The following is a 15,446-nucleotide window of genomic DNA, read 5'->3' on the forward strand; positions in this document are numbered from 1 at the left end:
GTGGTTGTGGACGCCTGTGCGGGCGGGTCCGGTCAGCTCTTGACCGAGCCGGCCGTCAGCCCGCTGATGAAGTAGCGCTGGAAGAAGAGGAAGAGGATCAGCACGGGGATCGAGCCGAGCACGCTCATCGCCATGATCTGATTCCACTCGTACGAGTGCTGGCCCATGAGCAGCTGGATGCCGATGGGGACGGTGCGCATGTCGATCGTGCGGGTCAGCGTCAGGGCGAACAGGTACTCGTTCCACGCGATCATGAACGTGTAGATGCCGACCGAGACGATGCCGGGCACCGAGATCGGGACCAGGACGCGCCACAGCGCGGTCATCGATCCGGCCCCGTCCACGCGCACGGCTTCGTCGAGCTCGCGCGGCAGGGTGTTGAAGTACCCCGTCATCATGATGATCGCGTAGGGCAGCGTGAACACCATGTAGGTGAGGATCAGGCCCGGGTAGGTGTTGTAGAGGCCGAGGCCGACCACGAGACCGAAGTACGGGATGAGCAGCGTGATCGGCGGCACCGCCTGCACGCTCACGATGATGACGTTGAGGATGCGCTTGCCGCGGAACTCGAAGCGGCTGAACGCGTACGCGGCCTGGATCGCGACCAGCAGCGTCAGCACCGTCACCGCGCCGGCGACTACGTAGCTGTTGATGAAGAAGCGGACCGTCTCCGGGTTGGTGAAGATCGCGACGTACGCGTCGAACGAGAACGTGTCGGTGATCAGCCGCGGCGGCAGCTCGAAGATCTCGGTGTTCGACTTGAACGAGTTCGACAGCATCCACAGCACGGGTCCCGCAGCGAAGACCGCACCCAGGAGCAGGCCGAGGTAGATGCCGGCGCGCGCGGTGCGCCGACGGGTCTGCACGGACATGGCCATCTCAATCCCTCGCCTTCTGATGCCGCACGTAGAACACGGCGAGGACCATCGACATGAGCAGGACGAGCACGGCGGAAGTCGCCGCGAGCGAGAAGTCGTACTTCGCGAAGGCCAGCTTGTAGGTGTAGGTGCTCAGCACCTCGGTGACGTCGATCGGGCCGCCGCCGGTGGTCATCCAGATGAGGGCGAACTGCTGGGAGGTCCAGATCAGATCGAGCAGCAGCAGGCTGATGATGATGGGGCGCAGCTGCGGGAGCGTGACGTTCCAGAAGCGCTGCACGCTGCTCGCGCCATCGACCGTCGCGGCTTCGTAGAGGTCGCTCGGGATGCCCTGGAGCCCGGCGAGCAGGCTCACCATGAAGAACGGGTAGCCCGCCCAGATGTTGATGAAGGTCACGGTGCCGAGCGCCAGCTGCGGCGACGCGAGCCACTCGATGTTGGCGTTCAGGAGGAAGTTGACGACGCCGTTGGGCGCGAGGAGCATCCGCCAGAGCACCGCGATGACGGCGACGGTGAACAGCCACGGCAGGACGTAGAGGCCGCGGAAGATCGCCCGCGGCACGCCGCCGATGAGCGGGCTGTTGAGCATGAGGGCGAAGCCGAGTCCGAGGACCAGGTGCGCGGCGACGCTCACGACCGTGAAGACGACCGTGTTCGACGTCGCCTTCCAGAAGGTGCCGTCGCCCAGGACGGTCAGGTAGTTCTCGAGGCCGACGAACTCGCCGTTCTTGCTGAGGATGACGTTGCTCTGCAGCGAGTAGCCGATGACCATGACGATCGGGATGATCATGAGCACCAGCAGCAGCGCGAGGGTGGGTGCGAGGAACGCGTACGACTCGGTCGTGCGCCGCAGCTGGCGGCGGCGCCGGGAGTGCGCGACGCCGGTCACCAGGACTTCGGTGTCCATCGAGACGGGTGTTTTGAGGGTCATGAGACCGCACGGCTCCTAGTTCTGACCGGTTGAGGGGGCTGAGGCGTGGCGAGCGGTGGACGGGTGCCGCACCGCATCGGCGATGCGGCACCCGGCAGAGGGGGAAGCGCTAGAACGCCGCTTCCCAGGACGTCTGCGCGTTCTTGAGCGCATCGTCCATGGACTGCTGCCCGTCCAGCGCCGTCTGCAGCTGCTGTCCGAGCTGGCGCATGAGGTCCTCGGCCGTGGGCAGGCCCGTGAACTCGTTGGCCGGATAGCCCGCCTTGTAGATGTCGAAGGCCTGCTTGAAGAGCTCGTCGCTGCCCGAGAAGTCCGGCGTGGACTGCGTGTTGCCGGGGAAGGCCTTCGCCAGGGTCGACAGCTTCGAGTTCGTGTCCTTGCTCATCAGGAACGACACGAGCTTGAAGGCGGCATCCTTGTGCGCCGAGTTCTCGGCCACGCCGATGCCCCAGGAGGCGTACGGGATGCCCCGCTCGCCGGTGTAGCCGTCGGCGGCCGGGATGGCGGAGATCGAGAACTTGAGGTCGGGGTTCGACTCGCGGATCAGGTTGATGTGCGCGAGCGAGTCGATCATCATGCCGACGCGACCGTTCGTGAACTCCTCGACCTTGTCCTGCTCCTTCATCGTGAACGAGCCGGACGCGATGACGCCGTCCTTCCAGAGGCCGTCGATGTAGTCCATCGCCGAGGTGACGTCCTTGTTCGTCAGGTCGGGCTTGCCGTCCTTCAGCATCGAGCCGCCCGACGCCCAGACCCAGGACATCACGTCGTTCTGCACGCCGTTGGGGGCTTCGAGGGAGAGCGGGAGCACCCAGCCCGAGACGTCGCCGCCGAGAGCGGTGATCTTCTTCGCGGCGTCGGCGAACTCGGTGCGCGTCGACGGGGGCGCGGTGACGCCGGCCTTGGCGAGCAGGTCGTCGTTCGTGAACATCGGGTAGACGAAGTTGACGACCGGGATCATGTAGGTGCTGCCGTCGACCTTGATCTGGCTCGCGAGCTGGCTGTCGTCGTAGCCGCTGTCCTTCATCAGGTCGGTGAGGTTCGCGATGACGCCCTTGGAGGCGAAATCGTTGACCCACGCGCCGTCGAGGCCGACGACGTCGGGCATGGTGCCCGAGGCGGCGCCGGCGAACAGCTGCTCCTTGGTCGAGGCGTACGGGCCGCTGACCAGGTTCACCTTGATGCCGGGGTTCTCGGACTCGAACTGATCCATCAGCGCGCGGAACTGCCCGTCGGGAAGCTCCGGCTCCCACCACTGGGCGAACTCGATCGTGACGTCGCCGCCGGCGTCCGAACTGCCGGACGGCGATGCGCTGCTCGAGCAGCCCGACATCGCCAACAGCGTCGTCGCCGCGGCGACCGCGCCGACGACTGTGAGGGCCCTGCTGTGACCCCGCCCCACTCTGGACATCGCTTCTCCTCTTTGAGTATGTGCGCGATCCGCACCGCTGCGGATTCATGCGTCTTTCAGCACCATTATGCCGTCTTTTGCCGCTTCGTCAAGAGCTCCTTCGCAAACAATGCTGACTTCTGCCGCCTTTTGCTGATTTGAGAGGTGAAAACGGCGTGCCCTGTGCTAGTGATGGAGGCATGGACAAAGCAGCCCCCCGCGGCCGACGTCTCCCCGCCGGGCGCAAGGCCGACCTGGCGGCCTACGTCGCCGAACACGGACAGGTCACCGTCGCCGAGTTGTCGGAGCACTTCGACGTCTCGATCGACACGGTGCGCCGCGACCTGGATCAGCTGCACCGCGAGGGCGCGCTCATCCGCACCCACGGCGGCGCCGTGAGCGCCACCGACGGCGCGCTGCGCGACCGGGGGCTGGATGTGCGCCTGCGCGTACAGGTGGAGGAGAAGGAGCGCATCGCCCGACTGGCGGCGGAGATGGTCGACGACGGCGCGGTCATCATGCTCAACGCCGGCACGACGACGCTCGCGGTCGCCCGCGCCCTGCGCAGTCACCGGGATCTGACGATCGCGACCAACAACCTGCGGATCCCCGCCGAGATCGCCCCCTCCGCCTTCCGCGACCTCTACGTCTTCGGCGGCGCGGTGCGCACCATCACCCAGGCGACCACCGGGCCGGTCACGTTCACGATGGCGGCCGGCGGACGCGAGCTCGACATCCGCTGCGACCTCGCGCTGGTCGCGGTGGGCGCCGTCGACGAGTCCGGGTACTCCACGAGCAATCTCGGCGACGCCACCATGATGGCGGAGATGATCGACCGCGCCGACCGCACCGCGGTGCTGGCCGACTCCTCCAAGCTCGGGCGGCGCCTGTTCGCGCAGGTCGCGCCGCTCGACGGCGCCGACTACCTGATCACCGACGCGCCGCCCGCGCCGACCCTCGCCGCGGCGCTGGGTCAGGCCGGTGTCAGCGTGATGACACCCTGACGCGACGCGACCTACAATCGCAGCGTGGGCACCATCTATTACGGAGGGTCGGCGACGCCGATCCACATCGAGGACCGGGTGCTGGCGCACCTCAAGGTCGTCGTCGCGACGAAACTGCGCCGCGGCGAGAGCTTCACCGTCTCCTGGCAGCACCCCGAGGGCGAGCCCGGCGGTCGCAGTACGATCTGGCTGCATCCGTCCATCGCACTGCGCTTCGTGTTCGACGACCCCGAGCCGACCGAGCTGAACCGGGCGTGGATCGAGGAGCTGGCGCAGTCGGCCAGCTCGTCCGGCGGCATCCTCCTGACGGAGGAGCAGATCGAAGCCCCCGCCGACGAGGAGGCGCAGGACAACGCGCCGCAGACGGTCGCGGTCGCCGACGCCTGAGGGTCCTCACGTGGCCCGCACGGGCGGGAAGTGCGCGATCGGGATCGGCCGACTCGCGGTCGACGACTCCTCCGCCCGCAGGAGGGCGTGGCCGCAGCTCAGACACTCGTCCAGGCGGCGATGGCGCGAGCGGCGCCGCGGACCCCGCATCCACACCGCGTCGTAGCCGTCGTCGCCTCGCTCGATGTACGCCACCACGAACTCCGCGTCGTTGGCGCCCACACGCGTGTCGCACAGTCGCCACGCATCGTCGTCGATGGGGATGAGTTCGAGGGGGCCGTCGATTCGCGCAGGATGCGTCATCACCGTCACCGCCTTCATCCCCCAGTCTGCGCGTCGCGCAGACGACGGACGAGGGGATTGACAGGCCCCTGCCGACGTGAGAGGTGCGGCGCTCAGCCGGTCATGACCTCGCCGCTGTAGGGGCCTTCGGGCTCGGGCACGATCTGGAGCCCGGCGGTGGAGTTCGCGGCGTGGGTCAGCGCCTCGAGCCACGCACGGTTGAGCGCCGGCTGGCGGCTGCCGTGGTACGTGTACACGAGCGACGCGTGCGGGTGCAGCCAGATCGCGGTGCGTCCGTCGCCGAGGCTCGTGTCGTTGCGCCAGCTGAAGGTGAACGTCTCGCCGCGCCGCAGCTTCTGGCTGATGACGACCTGCAGGTGCGCGAGCACCCGGTCGTCGAACTCCGCTTTGACACTGCCGTCGTAACTGAACCGTCCCACGGCTCTACCGTACTGCGAGCTTCCGACGCCGGCGCGCCGCTCAGGCCAGTGCCGCGGTGCGGCGGGAGATCTCCGCGCACGCGCGGTCGGCCCCGACGACGTCGGACGCCAGCGAGGTGGTGGCGTCGAGCACCGCCACGGGGATGCCGCTGCCCAGCAGCATCCGGCAGACACTGAGCGATCCGTCGTCGATGCTGGGGAACTCCACGATGTCGGTCGACCCGGTCTGCACCAGCCGCTGGGCGTACGTCAGCACCGCGTCCGCGACGTCATCGGTGGTGAGGATGCGGTGACCCTCGATCAGAATGTCTTTCACGGCTCGGCCTCGCCAGGGAATCGTCAGAACAACGTCGGGTGGGAGTCCACAGTCAACCGAACCGGGCGGGCGACGACGAGGGGGTTGACAGCCTCCGGCGACCCTGACAGGCCCCGGCGCCGGCGGCGCCCCGCGCGCTCACGCGCGGCGGTAGTCCGCCACCATCGGGCAGTCGAACGGGTCGCGGGCCGCGAGGCCGACGCGGTTGAGGTAGTCGATGACGATGGCGTACGAGCGCCAGATGCTCGTCTCCGTGTACGGGATGCCGGCGCCCTTGCAGTAGTCGCGGACCACGGCACGCGCCTTCGAGAGGTGCGGTCGGGCCATGCTGGGGAAGAGGTGGTGCTCGACCTGGTGGTTCAGACCACCGAACATCCAGGTCGCCCACCAGCCGCCCGTGATGTTGCGCGACGTGCGCACCTGCTTCGTGAAGAAGTCGAGGCGGGCGCTCGCGTCGACGATCGGCATCCCCTTGTGGTTGGGGGCGAACGAGGCGCCCATGTACACGCCGAACACCGCGAGCTGCACGCCGAGGAAGGCGAACGCCATGCCGAGGGGCAGGAGCAGGAAGACCGGGACGATGACGACGGCCAGACGCGTCGTGATCAGCGCCAGCTCCAGTCCGCGCTTCTTGACCGGCTGGCGCGACAGGAGGTGGCGGATGCCGTGGGCGTGGAGGTTGAGACCCTCGAGCGTCAGCAGCGGGAAGAAGAACCAGCCCTGGCGACGCGTGATGAACCGACGGATGCCGCGCGCCTGCACGGCATCCTCGACGAGGAACGAGATCGTGTCGACCTCGATGTCGGGGTCCTTGCCGACGCGGTTGGGGTTCGCGTGGTGGCGGGAGTGCTTGGAGTCCCACCACGAGTAGCTGATGCCGACGACGCCGGCGGCGAGGATGCGGGCGAGGCGGTCGTTGGCCGGGCCGGAGGAGAGGATCTGGCGGTGCGCCGCCTCGTGGGCGAGGAACGCGACCTGGGTGAGCACGATGCCCAGCGCCGCCGCGATCAGCAGCTGGAACCAGCTCTGCCCCAGGAGCACGAAGCCCGCGACGCACCCGCCGAGGCACAGCGCGAGCGCCGCGCCGACGAGCGCGTAGAACACGGGCGCGCGGCGCAGCAGGCCGAGTTCCTTCACCACCTGCGACACCTGGGTGTACGACCGAGCGACCGACGGGAACGTCTCCGACGTCGCGTAGGTCTGTCGAATCGGTCCGAGAGTGGATGCGGGGGCGATGGTGGCCATGTCCGGCTCCGTTGATCGGCGGTCCATCGCACCACGCGATGCCCGTTGGGCGAAGCCAAAGGCGGATGCCGATCGCTGGTCCCGACACTACGCTTACGTCTATACGGCTCCGGGCATACTCTCCGGCCCGCTCCCCTGCTCCCAGCCCTCAAGGATGCGGCATGACACTCGCACTGGCGATCGATCTCGGCGGCACGAAGATCGAAGCGGCCCTGGTCGACGACGACGGCGCGATCGTCGAGGGCTCCCGGCGACGGACGCCGACGGGGGCCGGCGCCGCCTCGGATGTCACCGTGCTCTCACGCGGCCTCGCCGAGGTGATCGACGGATGCCGCGCGCACCCGCGCTGGAGCGAGGTCGCCGCCGCGGGGATCGGCGCCGCCGGGCCGATCGATCTGGCCGCCGGCACCATCGCGCCGATCAATCTCCCCGCGGCCCACGGCTTCGGCATCGTCGAGGCGGTGCGCGCGGCGAGCGGGCTCGACGGCGTCACACTGCGCCTGGACGGCACCTGCATCGCACTCGCCGAGGCGTGGCGGGGCGCCGCCCGGGGCGTCCGTAACGCGATCGTCTTCGTCGTCTCGACCGGCGTCGGCGGCGGCATCCTGTCGGACGGACGACTCGTCGCCGGAGGGTCGGGCAACGCCGGGCACCTCGGGCAGATGCTCGTCGCCGACATCGACGGCGCCCCTGCGGCATCCACCCTCGAGCAGCGCGCCTCGGGACCGCACACCGTCGCGTGGGCGCAGGAGCGGGGTTGGACGGGCTCGACCGGCGAGGAGCTCGCGTCCGCGTATCGGGACGGCGACCGCATCGCCCGGGCGGCCGTCGCCCGCTCCGCGCACGCGGTCGGGATCGGCCTGACGAGCGCCGCGACGCTGCTCGACCTGGAGCTGGCGGTCGTCGGCGGGGGCTTCTCGTTCGTCGCCGACGACTACCCGCACCAGATCGAGGAGGTCGTGCGCGCCTCGGCGATCAACGGGTACGCCGCGCGACTGCCCGTCGTGCGCGCGGGCCTGGGCGGCGACGCCCCGCTCATCGGCGCGGCGGCGCTCGTGCACCGCGCCGACCTGCTCTGACGTCGGCGGCGCGTGGCCCGCTCATGTTGACGATGTCGGCACCCGGTGCTTGCATCTGCTCATGCGTCACATCACATCGGCCGACGGCACCGCCATCGCCCTGCACGAGACCGGAACCGGTCCCGCCGTCGTCATCGTCAACGGCGCCCTGTCGACGGCGCGGGATGCCGCGCCCCTCGCCGAGGCGCTGGCGCGCGCCGGCTTCCGCGCGGTGACGTACGACCGCCGCGCCCGCGGCGACAGCGGCGACACCCGGCCCTCCGCCCCGCAGCGGGAGGCCGAGGACCTCGCCGCGGTGGTCGCGGCCGCCGGCGGCGCGGCCGCGGTCCTCGGTCATTCGTCCGGCGCCGTGCTGGCGCTGTACACGGCCTCGCTCACCGCGGGCGGCGGGATCCGTCGGCTGTTCCTCTCGGAGCCGCCGTTCCACTTCGGCGTCCACGAGCCGGCCGTCGACCTCGCCGACCGCATCCAGGCCCTGGTCGACGCCGGCGACGAGGAGGAGGCCGTCGTGCTGTTCCAGCGGGAGGCGGTCGGCCTGCCCGAGGCGATGATCGCGCAGTTCCGCGCGACCCCGATGTTCGCGCAGATCGTTCCGCTCGCGCAGTCCACGGTCTACGACGCCGCGCTCACCCGTGAGCTGTCGACCCCGGACGAGGGGATGCTGTCGGTCGCCGTCCCGGTCACGATCCTCTGCGGGCAGCAGACGTTCCCGATGCTGTCGGCCGCGGCGCAGCGCCTGTCCGCGGCGATGCCGGCCGCGGAGCTTCTCATCGTGCCCGAGTCGGTCGGTCACCGCCTCGACCCCGCCGCCGCGACGACGATCGTCGCCGAACGCTGGGCCTGACGGCACACCCGGGCAATCCGTTTCCCCGCGAGCCCCGAACAACCTCCGTCACGACACCCGTCGCGACCTGAACAGGAGGTCAGTCATGAGCTCGTCACCGAACCGCCTCGTCGCCGTCGTCTTCGGCGCCGTCTACCTCGTCGTCGGAGCCCTCGGCTTCGCCGTCACCGGCGGCGTGGGGTTCCTCGCCACCGACGGCGGGCTGCTGCTCGGCATCTTCGCCGTCAACCCGCTGCACAACATCGCCCACCTTCTGATCGGTGCCGCGCTCGTGATCGCCGGCCTCAGCGGCGTGCGTGCCGCCAAGACCGTCAACGCCACGATCGGCGCGGCCTACCTGCTGCTCGGCGTGGTCGGCTTCTTCCTGGTCGGCACGTCCGCGAACATCCTGGCGCTCAACGTGCCCGACCACTTCCTGCACCTCGGCAGCGCGATCGTGCTGCTGGGCGTGGGCCTCGGCGCGGAGCGCGGCGCACGGTCGGTCACGGCATGAGCGCGCCCTCCCACGCCGCGGCCGCCCCGGGAGCCGCTCTGCGCGCCTGGATCGTCCCGCTCGCGTGGGGGGCGGGACTCATCTCGATCGGCATGGGGGCGGCGGCCGTCACCGCCGCCTCCTCGTCCGTCTGGGGTCGGGGGATCGGTATCGTCCTCGCGACCGCCGGCGCGGCCTGGCTCGCCTGGGGCGCCGCGGCGCTGGCCGCCGGACGTCTGCCGATCCCCCGAACCGCGGCGGCGTCGACGCTCGTCACTGTCATCGGCGTCGCCGCGCTCCTCGCCGCGACCGGAGGCCGCGCGAGCGTGCTGGCCGCCGCCGTCGCGATCGTGCTCCTACTTCTGGTGGCCGTCATGACCATCGCCGCCGCGCGTCGCGGCCCGTCCGCGCCCGGTGCCATCCGCACGGTGCCGCTGCTGCTCGCCGCAGCGATCGTGGCGGTGGTGGCCACCCCGGCGTTGGGAGCCGTGCAGGACGCGGCGCTGCTGCGCACCGACGGCACCGTCATCGTGGTCGACCCGCACGCCGGCCACTGACGGCGGCGCGGCGCGGGACGGTCAGGAGAGCGTACGCGCGAAGGGGTCGAATCCGTCCGGCAGCAGCGGGACGTCGGCCACGGTGCTGTCGATCGTGAGCGTCTGCCCGGTGCCGGCGGACTCCTGCGCCGAGAGCATGACGTCCAGCACGTGGTAGCCGAGCTCTCCGGTCGCGACGTGCGGACGGCCGTCCGCGATGGCGCGGGCCATGTCGAGCACGCCCAGTCCGCGGCCGACCACGGTGCCCTGCTCCTCGACCTCGATCCACTCCTGCTCGAAGCGCATGCCGTCGCGGATGACCCCGAGCGGCTTGACGTAGGCCGTCCGCCCGGTGAACGCGTTCGGGTCGGGCAGGACGATGGTGCCCTCCGAGCCGTGGATCTCGATGACGCCGTGGCGCTCCAGCGCCGAGTCGAAGCTCAGCAGGTGGGTGCCGTGCTGGCCGCCGGCGAACGAGGTCAGCACCTGGACCGTGGAGGGCACCTCGACGGGGAAGCTCTCTCCCGCCCGCGGGCCGGTGTGGATCTGGCGCGTCGTCTGCCAGCGCGAACCTCGGGCGGTGACGCCGGCGACGGGGCCGAGCAGGCTCACGAGGGCCGAGAAGTAGTACGGGCCCATGTCCAGGAGCGGGCCGGCCCCCTGGGCGAACAGGAACGCGGGCTCGGGATGCCAGAGGTCGGGCCCCTGCGTCTGGAACGACGTCTGCACGAACAGCGGCGTGCCGATGACGCCGTCGCGGATGGCGCGCTTGGCGGTCTGGAAGCCGGGCCCGAGGATCGTGTCGGGCGCCGAGCCGACGCGCACGCCGGCGGCATCCGCCTGCGCGAGCAGCGCGCGCGTGCTCTCACGGTCCAGGCCCAGCGGCTTCTCGGTCCAGACGTGCTTGCCGGCGGCGACCGCCGCCTGGGACACCGCGACGTGCACCGCCGGGATCGTGAGGTTGACCACGAGGTCGACGTCGGGATTGGCCAGCACGTCCTCGCCCGTTCCCCAGCTGGGCACGCCGTGCTCCTCGGCCTTCGCCCGGGCGCGCTCGGGCAGCAGGTCGCCCACCGCCACGACCTCGACGTCGGGGAACGAGGTCAGGTTCTCCAGGTAGGTCTGGCTGATGACTCCGGTGCCGATGACACCGACGCGCAGGGCGCTCACTTGACGTACCCCCCGTCGCGGAGGAAGGCGTAGCTGGCGGCGATGTCCTCGAACACGTCTCCCGGGGCCTTGTCGTACTCGATGACGGCGTAGCGGATCGCGGTGCCCGCGGTCAGCGCCTCCGCGAGCGGGACGTCGGCGGTGCCGGCGTGACGCTGGTCGAGGCTGTCCGAGCCGAACGAGCCGGCGCCCGGAGCCCACGGGTTGGATGCCGGGACGACGCCGTCCTTGACGTGCACCGCGACGAGGCGATCGCCCAGCGCGGAGACGAGAGCCGGCACGTCCTGGCCGCCGGTCAGCGCCCAGAAGAGGTCGAGCTCGAGCTGCACGCGCTCGTCGGTCAGCGCGACGAAGCGCTCGTAGGCGGTGGCGCCGTCGAAGGACGCGACGAACTCCTGCGCGTGGTTGTGGTAGCCGACGCTCAGGCCGAACTCGGCGGCCTTCTCGGCGGCGCGGTTGAGGCGGTCGGCGATGTCGGCGACGCCGTCGGCCGTCAGCCACCGCTCGGGGGCGACGAACGGGTCGATGACCGTGGTCATGCCGATCTCGGCGGCGGCGGCGAACACCACCTCGGGGGCGGGGGTCGGGATCTCGCCGTCCGGGGTCCAGAGCGTGTCGGACAGCAGCGGCGCGTGCCCGGTGGGCGATGCGAGGCCGCTGGCATCCAGCGCGGCGCGGATCTGCGTCGGACGGGAGACGAAGTCGAACGCCTCCACGTTGCGCAGGCCGATCGCGGCGAGCTTGTCGAGCGAGCCCCCCATGTCGGCGGTGAACTCCTTGGCCAGCGTGTAGAGCTGGACGGAAGCGACGGGCAGTGTCATGACGTGCGTCCTTCGAACCTCGTTGTCTCGTGTGTACGGCGTCGCCGGCTCGTCGTCCGTTCGGCGCTGAGGCGACGGTATCACAAAACCTCCACCTGGAGGTTTTGTTTCCCGCCATCGGCTAGGTTGGATGCCGTGAGCACGGACGACGAGGCGGTGATCGGTCGGCGCGGACTGCAGCCGAAGGGCGTCGCCCGCCGCCAGGAGATCCTCGACCGCGCGATCGAGGTCTTCCGCGAGCGCGGCGCCGACGGCACGTCACTGCGGCGCATCGCAGAGGCGATCGGCGTCTCGCACGCCGCCCTGCTGCACTACTTCGACTCGCGCGAGCAGCTGCTCGTCGCCGTCTACGCGCACGCCGAGGCCCGCCGCAACGCGACGGCGAGCCCGTCCGGCCCGCCGGGCGTGGACACCATGATCGACGCCGCGATCGCCAACGTCGACGTGCCGGGGCTCGTCCAGCTCTACTCGACCCTGCTCGCCGCCTCGCTGGAGGCCGGCAACGACGTCGGGCGCGAGTTCTTCTCCGCACGCTTCGACCGGGTGCGCGCGGAGCTGACAGCCTCTTTCCGCACGCAGCAGGCGGCCGGCGACATCCGCGACGACGTGCCCGCCGAAGACCTCGCCGCCCTGCTGATCGCGGCATCCGACGGTCTGCAGATCCAGTGGCTGCTCGAGCCGTCCCTCGGACTCAGCGACACCCTGCGCACCTTCGCGCGCCTGCTCCAGTCGCCCCGCTGAGGCCGGCGCCCTAGCCTGGGACGATGACCGTTCCCGACGTCCTGCGCTACGCCGCCTTCACCTCCGACCCCGAGGGCGGCAACCCGGCCGGCGTGGTGCTCGACGCACGCGGGCTCGACGCGGCGACCATGCAGCGGATCGCGGCCGAGGTCGACTTCGCCGAGACCGCCTTCGTGATCGGCACCCGCGAAGACGGCGCCCGGCGCATCCGCTACTTCTCCCCCATCGCCGAGGTGCCGTTCTGCGGGCACGCGACGGTGGCCACCGCGGTCGCCGTCGCCGAACGCGGCGACCTCGCGGGAGACGCCATCGTGTTCGCCACCCCCGTGGGCGACATCCGCATCGAGCTCGAACGGGACGCCGACGGCATCCGCGCCGCGTTCACGAGCGTGCCGCCGTCGGTGCGTCCGCTGCCGATCGAGGACCGCGACGCGATCCTCGACCTGCTCGCTCTGGCGTCGTCCGACCTCGATCCGGCGCTCCCGCCGCGCCTCAGCGACGCCGGGAACCCCCACCCCGTGATCGCGCTCGCCGACCGGCGGGTCTTCGACGGCTTCCGCTTCGACCCCGATCGCGTCCGAGCGCTCCTAGACGAGCGGGGGTGGCCCGCCACGATCGCGGTCGTCCACCGCCTCGGCGACGACCGCTTCGTGGCGCGCAACCTGTTCCCCGTCGGTCGCATCACGGAGGACCCGGCCACCGGATCCGCCGCCGCGGCGGTCGGCGCGTACCTGCGGGAGCTGCATGCGGTCCGCGTGCCCGCCCGTGTCACCATCGCGCAGGGCGCCCACGTCGGTCGCCCGGGGCTGCTGACCGTCGACATCCCCGCCCGCGGCGGCATCCGCGTGTCGGGCGCCGCCGTGCTCATGCCATCGCCTTCAGGGTCGCGATGACGCCGCGCAGGCGCAGCTCCGGAACGTAGGTCTTGACGAGGGCCGGAGCGATGCGGCCCAACTGCACGGTCTCGGGGAAGCACATCCACAGCGGCTCGTGGGCGGCGCCGAACTTGGACTTGAACCTCTCCAGCGACGAGAAGCCGTACGCCGGCTCGAGCGCGCGCACGACGCGGCGCGACAGACGCCCGCGCGTCGCCCCCTCGTGCGGCGCCAGCGGCGTGCCCGAGAGACTGACCGTCGGCACCCCGTCGGCCTCGGCCCGGCGGACGGTCGAGACGATCGCGAACTCCATCGCGCCCGGCATCGCATACTCGGCGCGCCGCATCACATCGAGCGTCCATCCCACCACGACACCGTCGCACCGACGCGGAAGCCAGCTGGTGACCGCGTGCACGCGGCCGTCCGCGGCGCGCGCGAGCATGAGACGCACGTCGCGATCGCGCAGCTCGTCGAGGCCGCCCAGCGTGAAGCCCATCTCCGGCAGCGCTCGGCCGTGGGCCCACACGGCGCAGATCTCCTCGACCTGGGCGCGGGTCGGCTCGTCGAGATCGACGTAACGGGTCCAGACCGCCTCGACCCCCTCCCGCGCCGCCCGGTTGACGGCCGTCCGCAGGTCCTGACGCCGCTTGCCCGCGACGCTGAAGCCCGCGGTGGCGAGCACGGCCTCGGTTCCGACCGGCATCCGCGACCATCCGACCGCGTCGAGGGCGCCGGCCGTCTCGTCGTGCACGCTGTAGAAGACCGGGGTCCAGCCGCGCTCCTCGCAGAACGCCGCGAAGGAGCGGACGGTGGCCGCGCGATCGGTGCAGATCGGATCGCCCACCGTGATCGCGACCCCGTGGCGCACCCGGTAGGCGACCACCGCACCATCCGACCCGATCCAGATCGAGTTGCCGGCCCACGTCGCCATGTGCGCGAAGGCGCCCGAGCCGTCGCGCACGAGCGTGTCGCGGACCGCGGAGCGCTCCTCGACGGTCGGCACCGGGGCCGAGCGGCGGATGACGGCGCGCACCCCGAGCACGACGATCAGGGCCGCGAGGGCGGGGAGGATGCCGGCGAGCACGAGCACGATCCGCCACTCCCCCCGCGGATCGCCGAGCCCCGGCGCGAGGATCGTCCCGTCGGCGGCGAGGTCGACGATCTCCGCGAACACCGTCACGGCGACGAACAGCAGCACGCCGCCGGCCACGACGACGCCGGTCACGCGACCGATGGCGATCAGCAGCACGCTCACGACCAGCAGGGCGGCCGTCAGCGGGGCGACGGCCGGATCGACGGCCGCCCCGGTGCGCGCCAGCACCCCGCTCGCGTCGGGCGCCAGCGTCACGAGCGCACTCGCCACGACGACGACCGCGGAGGCCATCAGGCGCCGCCACGTGCTCCGCGTCGCGGCGGGCCAGGGCGCCGCGGCGTGCGCGCTCGAGGGTGACCACCACGGCGCCGCCGCGAGAGCCAGCCCGAACGCGACGACGCGGGACAGGTCGGACGCGTGGCCGTTGACGAGCAGCATCGCCACCACGAACGTCGCCGCGACCCAGCGGATGCGGCGACGGGTCGCCGGACGCAGCGCGCCGGAGACGGTCACCACCAGCAGCACCGTCGTGACCGAGGGCGTCCACGCCGGATAGTGGAGGGCGTCGTCGGACAGGGATTCGCCGACGCCCGCGAGGGCCGACAGCACGCCCCACGACAGCACCACGGCGACCGCCGTGCCCACCGAGGCGGCCAGCGCGGCGCGCACGCTTCCCCCCTGCCGTTCGGCGACCGCGAGCACGGCGATCAGCGCGGCCCACGACAGCACGCGCCCGATCACATCCTCGGGGGCGAGCCCATCGGCCAGGCCGGAGCTCGCGACGCCGACGCCGAGCACACCGACCGCGACGGTCAGCGACAGCGGGTGGCGCACGGCCGCGCGGGCGGCGGCGCGGGCGAGGGAGACGGTGCGTGCAGTGGTCACACCCTCGATCCCACTGCGTACGGGGCACCGGCACATCGGCCGATCGGCGGGAGCAAA

At 71.2% G+C, this 15,446-nt stretch carries 18 protein-coding genes; 8 read left to right on the forward strand and 10 right to left on the reverse strand.

The features are described 5' to 3' along the window. Nucleotides 1-32: 32 nt before the first annotated feature. The 3 genes from KY498_RS09070 to KY498_RS09080 form a co-directional block, all read right to left on the reverse strand. Entirely contained in the window at nucleotides 33-872 is an 840-nt protein-coding gene (locus tag KY498_RS09070; protein ID WP_223848829.1) for a carbohydrate ABC transporter permease, read from the reverse strand. A gap of 7 nt (nucleotides 873-879) precedes the next feature. Next, nucleotides 880-1,785: a carbohydrate ABC transporter permease gene (locus KY498_RS09075; RefSeq protein WP_223848828.1), complete on the reverse strand. Its 906-nt coding sequence runs from the start codon at nucleotides 1,783-1,785 to the stop codon at nucleotides 880-882. A gap of 133 nt (nucleotides 1,786-1,918) precedes the next feature. Beyond that, on the reverse strand, nucleotides 1,919-3,220 hold the full coding sequence (locus tag KY498_RS09080; RefSeq protein ID WP_101305539.1) for a sugar ABC transporter substrate-binding protein: 1,302 nt from the start codon (nucleotides 3,218-3,220) through the stop codon (nucleotides 1,919-1,921). Between the two features lie 179 nt (nucleotides 3,221-3,399). Here KY498_RS09080 and KY498_RS09085 point away from each other — a divergent pair, with 179 nt between their 5' ends. Both KY498_RS09085 and KY498_RS09090 read left to right on the forward strand, forming a co-directional pair. Next, on the forward strand, nucleotides 3,400-4,203 hold the full coding sequence (locus tag KY498_RS09085) for a DeoR/GlpR family DNA-binding transcription regulator (RefSeq protein WP_191007854.1): 804 nt from the start codon (nucleotides 3,400-3,402) through the stop codon (nucleotides 4,201-4,203). A gap of 24 nt (nucleotides 4,204-4,227) precedes the next feature. Beyond that, nucleotides 4,228-4,590 (forward strand): hypothetical protein, encoded by a 363-nt coding sequence (locus KY498_RS09090; RefSeq protein ID WP_060959014.1) that lies wholly within the window; start codon nucleotides 4,228-4,230, stop codon nucleotides 4,588-4,590. A 6-nt stretch (nucleotides 4,591-4,596) separates the two neighbouring features. Here the strand turns inward: KY498_RS09090 and KY498_RS09095 are convergent, their stop codons facing one another. The 4 genes from KY498_RS09095 to KY498_RS09110 form a co-directional block, all read right to left on the reverse strand. Next, the gene (locus KY498_RS09095) at nucleotides 4,597-4,893 is read right to left on the reverse strand and encodes a hypothetical protein (RefSeq protein ID WP_223849505.1); all 297 of its coding nucleotides are present in this window, start codon (nucleotides 4,891-4,893) and stop codon (nucleotides 4,597-4,599) included. A 92-nt stretch (nucleotides 4,894-4,985) separates the two neighbouring features. Continuing rightward, complete coding sequence (locus KY498_RS09100; protein ID WP_060959013.1) at nucleotides 4,986-5,312, reverse strand: hypothetical protein; 327 nt, start codon at nucleotides 5,310-5,312, stop codon at nucleotides 4,986-4,988. Nucleotides 5,313-5,352: 40 nt separating this feature from the next. Beyond that, nucleotides 5,353-5,628: a hypothetical protein gene (locus tag KY498_RS09105; RefSeq protein ID WP_060959012.1), complete on the reverse strand. Its 276-nt coding sequence runs from the start codon at nucleotides 5,626-5,628 to the stop codon at nucleotides 5,353-5,355. A 138-nt stretch (nucleotides 5,629-5,766) separates the two neighbouring features. Beyond that, on the reverse strand, nucleotides 5,767-6,873 hold the full coding sequence (locus KY498_RS09110) for an acyl-CoA desaturase (RefSeq protein ID WP_191007853.1): 1,107 nt from the start codon (nucleotides 6,871-6,873) through the stop codon (nucleotides 5,767-5,769). A gap of 161 nt (nucleotides 6,874-7,034) precedes the next feature. On the opposite strand from KY498_RS09110, the gene KY498_RS09115 reads away from it, so the two are divergent. From KY498_RS09115 to KY498_RS09130, 4 genes are all read left to right on the forward strand, one after another. Beyond that, nucleotides 7,035-7,952, forward strand: a complete 918-nt coding sequence (locus KY498_RS09115) for an ROK family protein (protein WP_191007852.1) — start codon at nucleotides 7,035-7,037, stop codon at nucleotides 7,950-7,952. A 61-nt stretch (nucleotides 7,953-8,013) separates the two neighbouring features. Then, nucleotides 8,014-8,796: an alpha/beta fold hydrolase gene (locus KY498_RS09120; RefSeq protein ID WP_191007851.1), complete on the forward strand. Its 783-nt coding sequence runs from the start codon at nucleotides 8,014-8,016 to the stop codon at nucleotides 8,794-8,796. An 85-nt stretch (nucleotides 8,797-8,881) separates the two neighbouring features. After that, nucleotides 8,882-9,289, forward strand: a complete 408-nt coding sequence (locus tag KY498_RS09125) for a DUF4383 domain-containing protein (protein ID WP_060959008.1) — start codon at nucleotides 8,882-8,884, stop codon at nucleotides 9,287-9,289. Further along, complete coding sequence (locus KY498_RS09130) at nucleotides 9,286-9,825, forward strand: hypothetical protein (RefSeq protein WP_101305535.1); 540 nt, start codon at nucleotides 9,286-9,288, stop codon at nucleotides 9,823-9,825. The genes KY498_RS09125 and KY498_RS09130 overlap by 4 nt, the downstream gene beginning before the upstream one ends. A gap of 21 nt (nucleotides 9,826-9,846) precedes the next feature. Here the strand turns inward: KY498_RS09130 and KY498_RS09135 are convergent, their stop codons facing one another. Both KY498_RS09135 and KY498_RS09140 read right to left on the reverse strand, forming a co-directional pair. After that, nucleotides 9,847-10,974: a Gfo/Idh/MocA family protein gene (locus KY498_RS09135; RefSeq protein ID WP_101305534.1), complete on the reverse strand. Its 1,128-nt coding sequence runs from the start codon at nucleotides 10,972-10,974 to the stop codon at nucleotides 9,847-9,849. Then, nucleotides 10,971-11,795: a sugar phosphate isomerase/epimerase gene (locus tag KY498_RS09140; protein WP_060959005.1), complete on the reverse strand. Its 825-nt coding sequence runs from the start codon at nucleotides 11,793-11,795 to the stop codon at nucleotides 10,971-10,973. Before KY498_RS09140 ends, KY498_RS09135 begins: the two co-directional genes overlap by 4 nt. Nucleotides 11,796-11,930: 135 nt before the next feature. On the opposite strand from KY498_RS09140, the gene KY498_RS09145 reads away from it, so the two are divergent. Together KY498_RS09145 and KY498_RS09150 are read left to right on the forward strand one after the other, a co-directional pair. Further along, a complete protein-coding gene (locus KY498_RS09145) occupies nucleotides 11,931-12,536 on the forward strand; it encodes a TetR/AcrR family transcriptional regulator (protein WP_061782006.1) in 606 nt (201 codons plus the stop codon). A 23-nt stretch (nucleotides 12,537-12,559) separates the two neighbouring features. Further along, nucleotides 12,560-13,429: a PhzF family phenazine biosynthesis protein gene (locus KY498_RS09150; protein ID WP_191007850.1), complete on the forward strand. Its 870-nt coding sequence runs from the start codon at nucleotides 12,560-12,562 to the stop codon at nucleotides 13,427-13,429. Here KY498_RS09150 and KY498_RS09155 read toward each other — a convergent pair. Next, nucleotides 13,401-15,389, reverse strand: coding sequence for a bifunctional lysylphosphatidylglycerol flippase/synthetase MprF (locus KY498_RS09155; protein WP_223848823.1), 1,989 nt, complete (start codon nucleotides 15,387-15,389; stop codon nucleotides 13,401-13,403). The genes KY498_RS09150 and KY498_RS09155 overlap by 29 nt on opposite strands. Nucleotides 15,390-15,446: the final 57 nt, after the last annotated feature.

The organism is Microbacterium sp. PAMC21962, assembly GCF_019443465.1.
Classification (GTDB): domain Bacteria; phylum Actinomycetota; class Actinomycetes; order Actinomycetales; family Microbacteriaceae; genus Microbacterium; species Microbacterium hominis.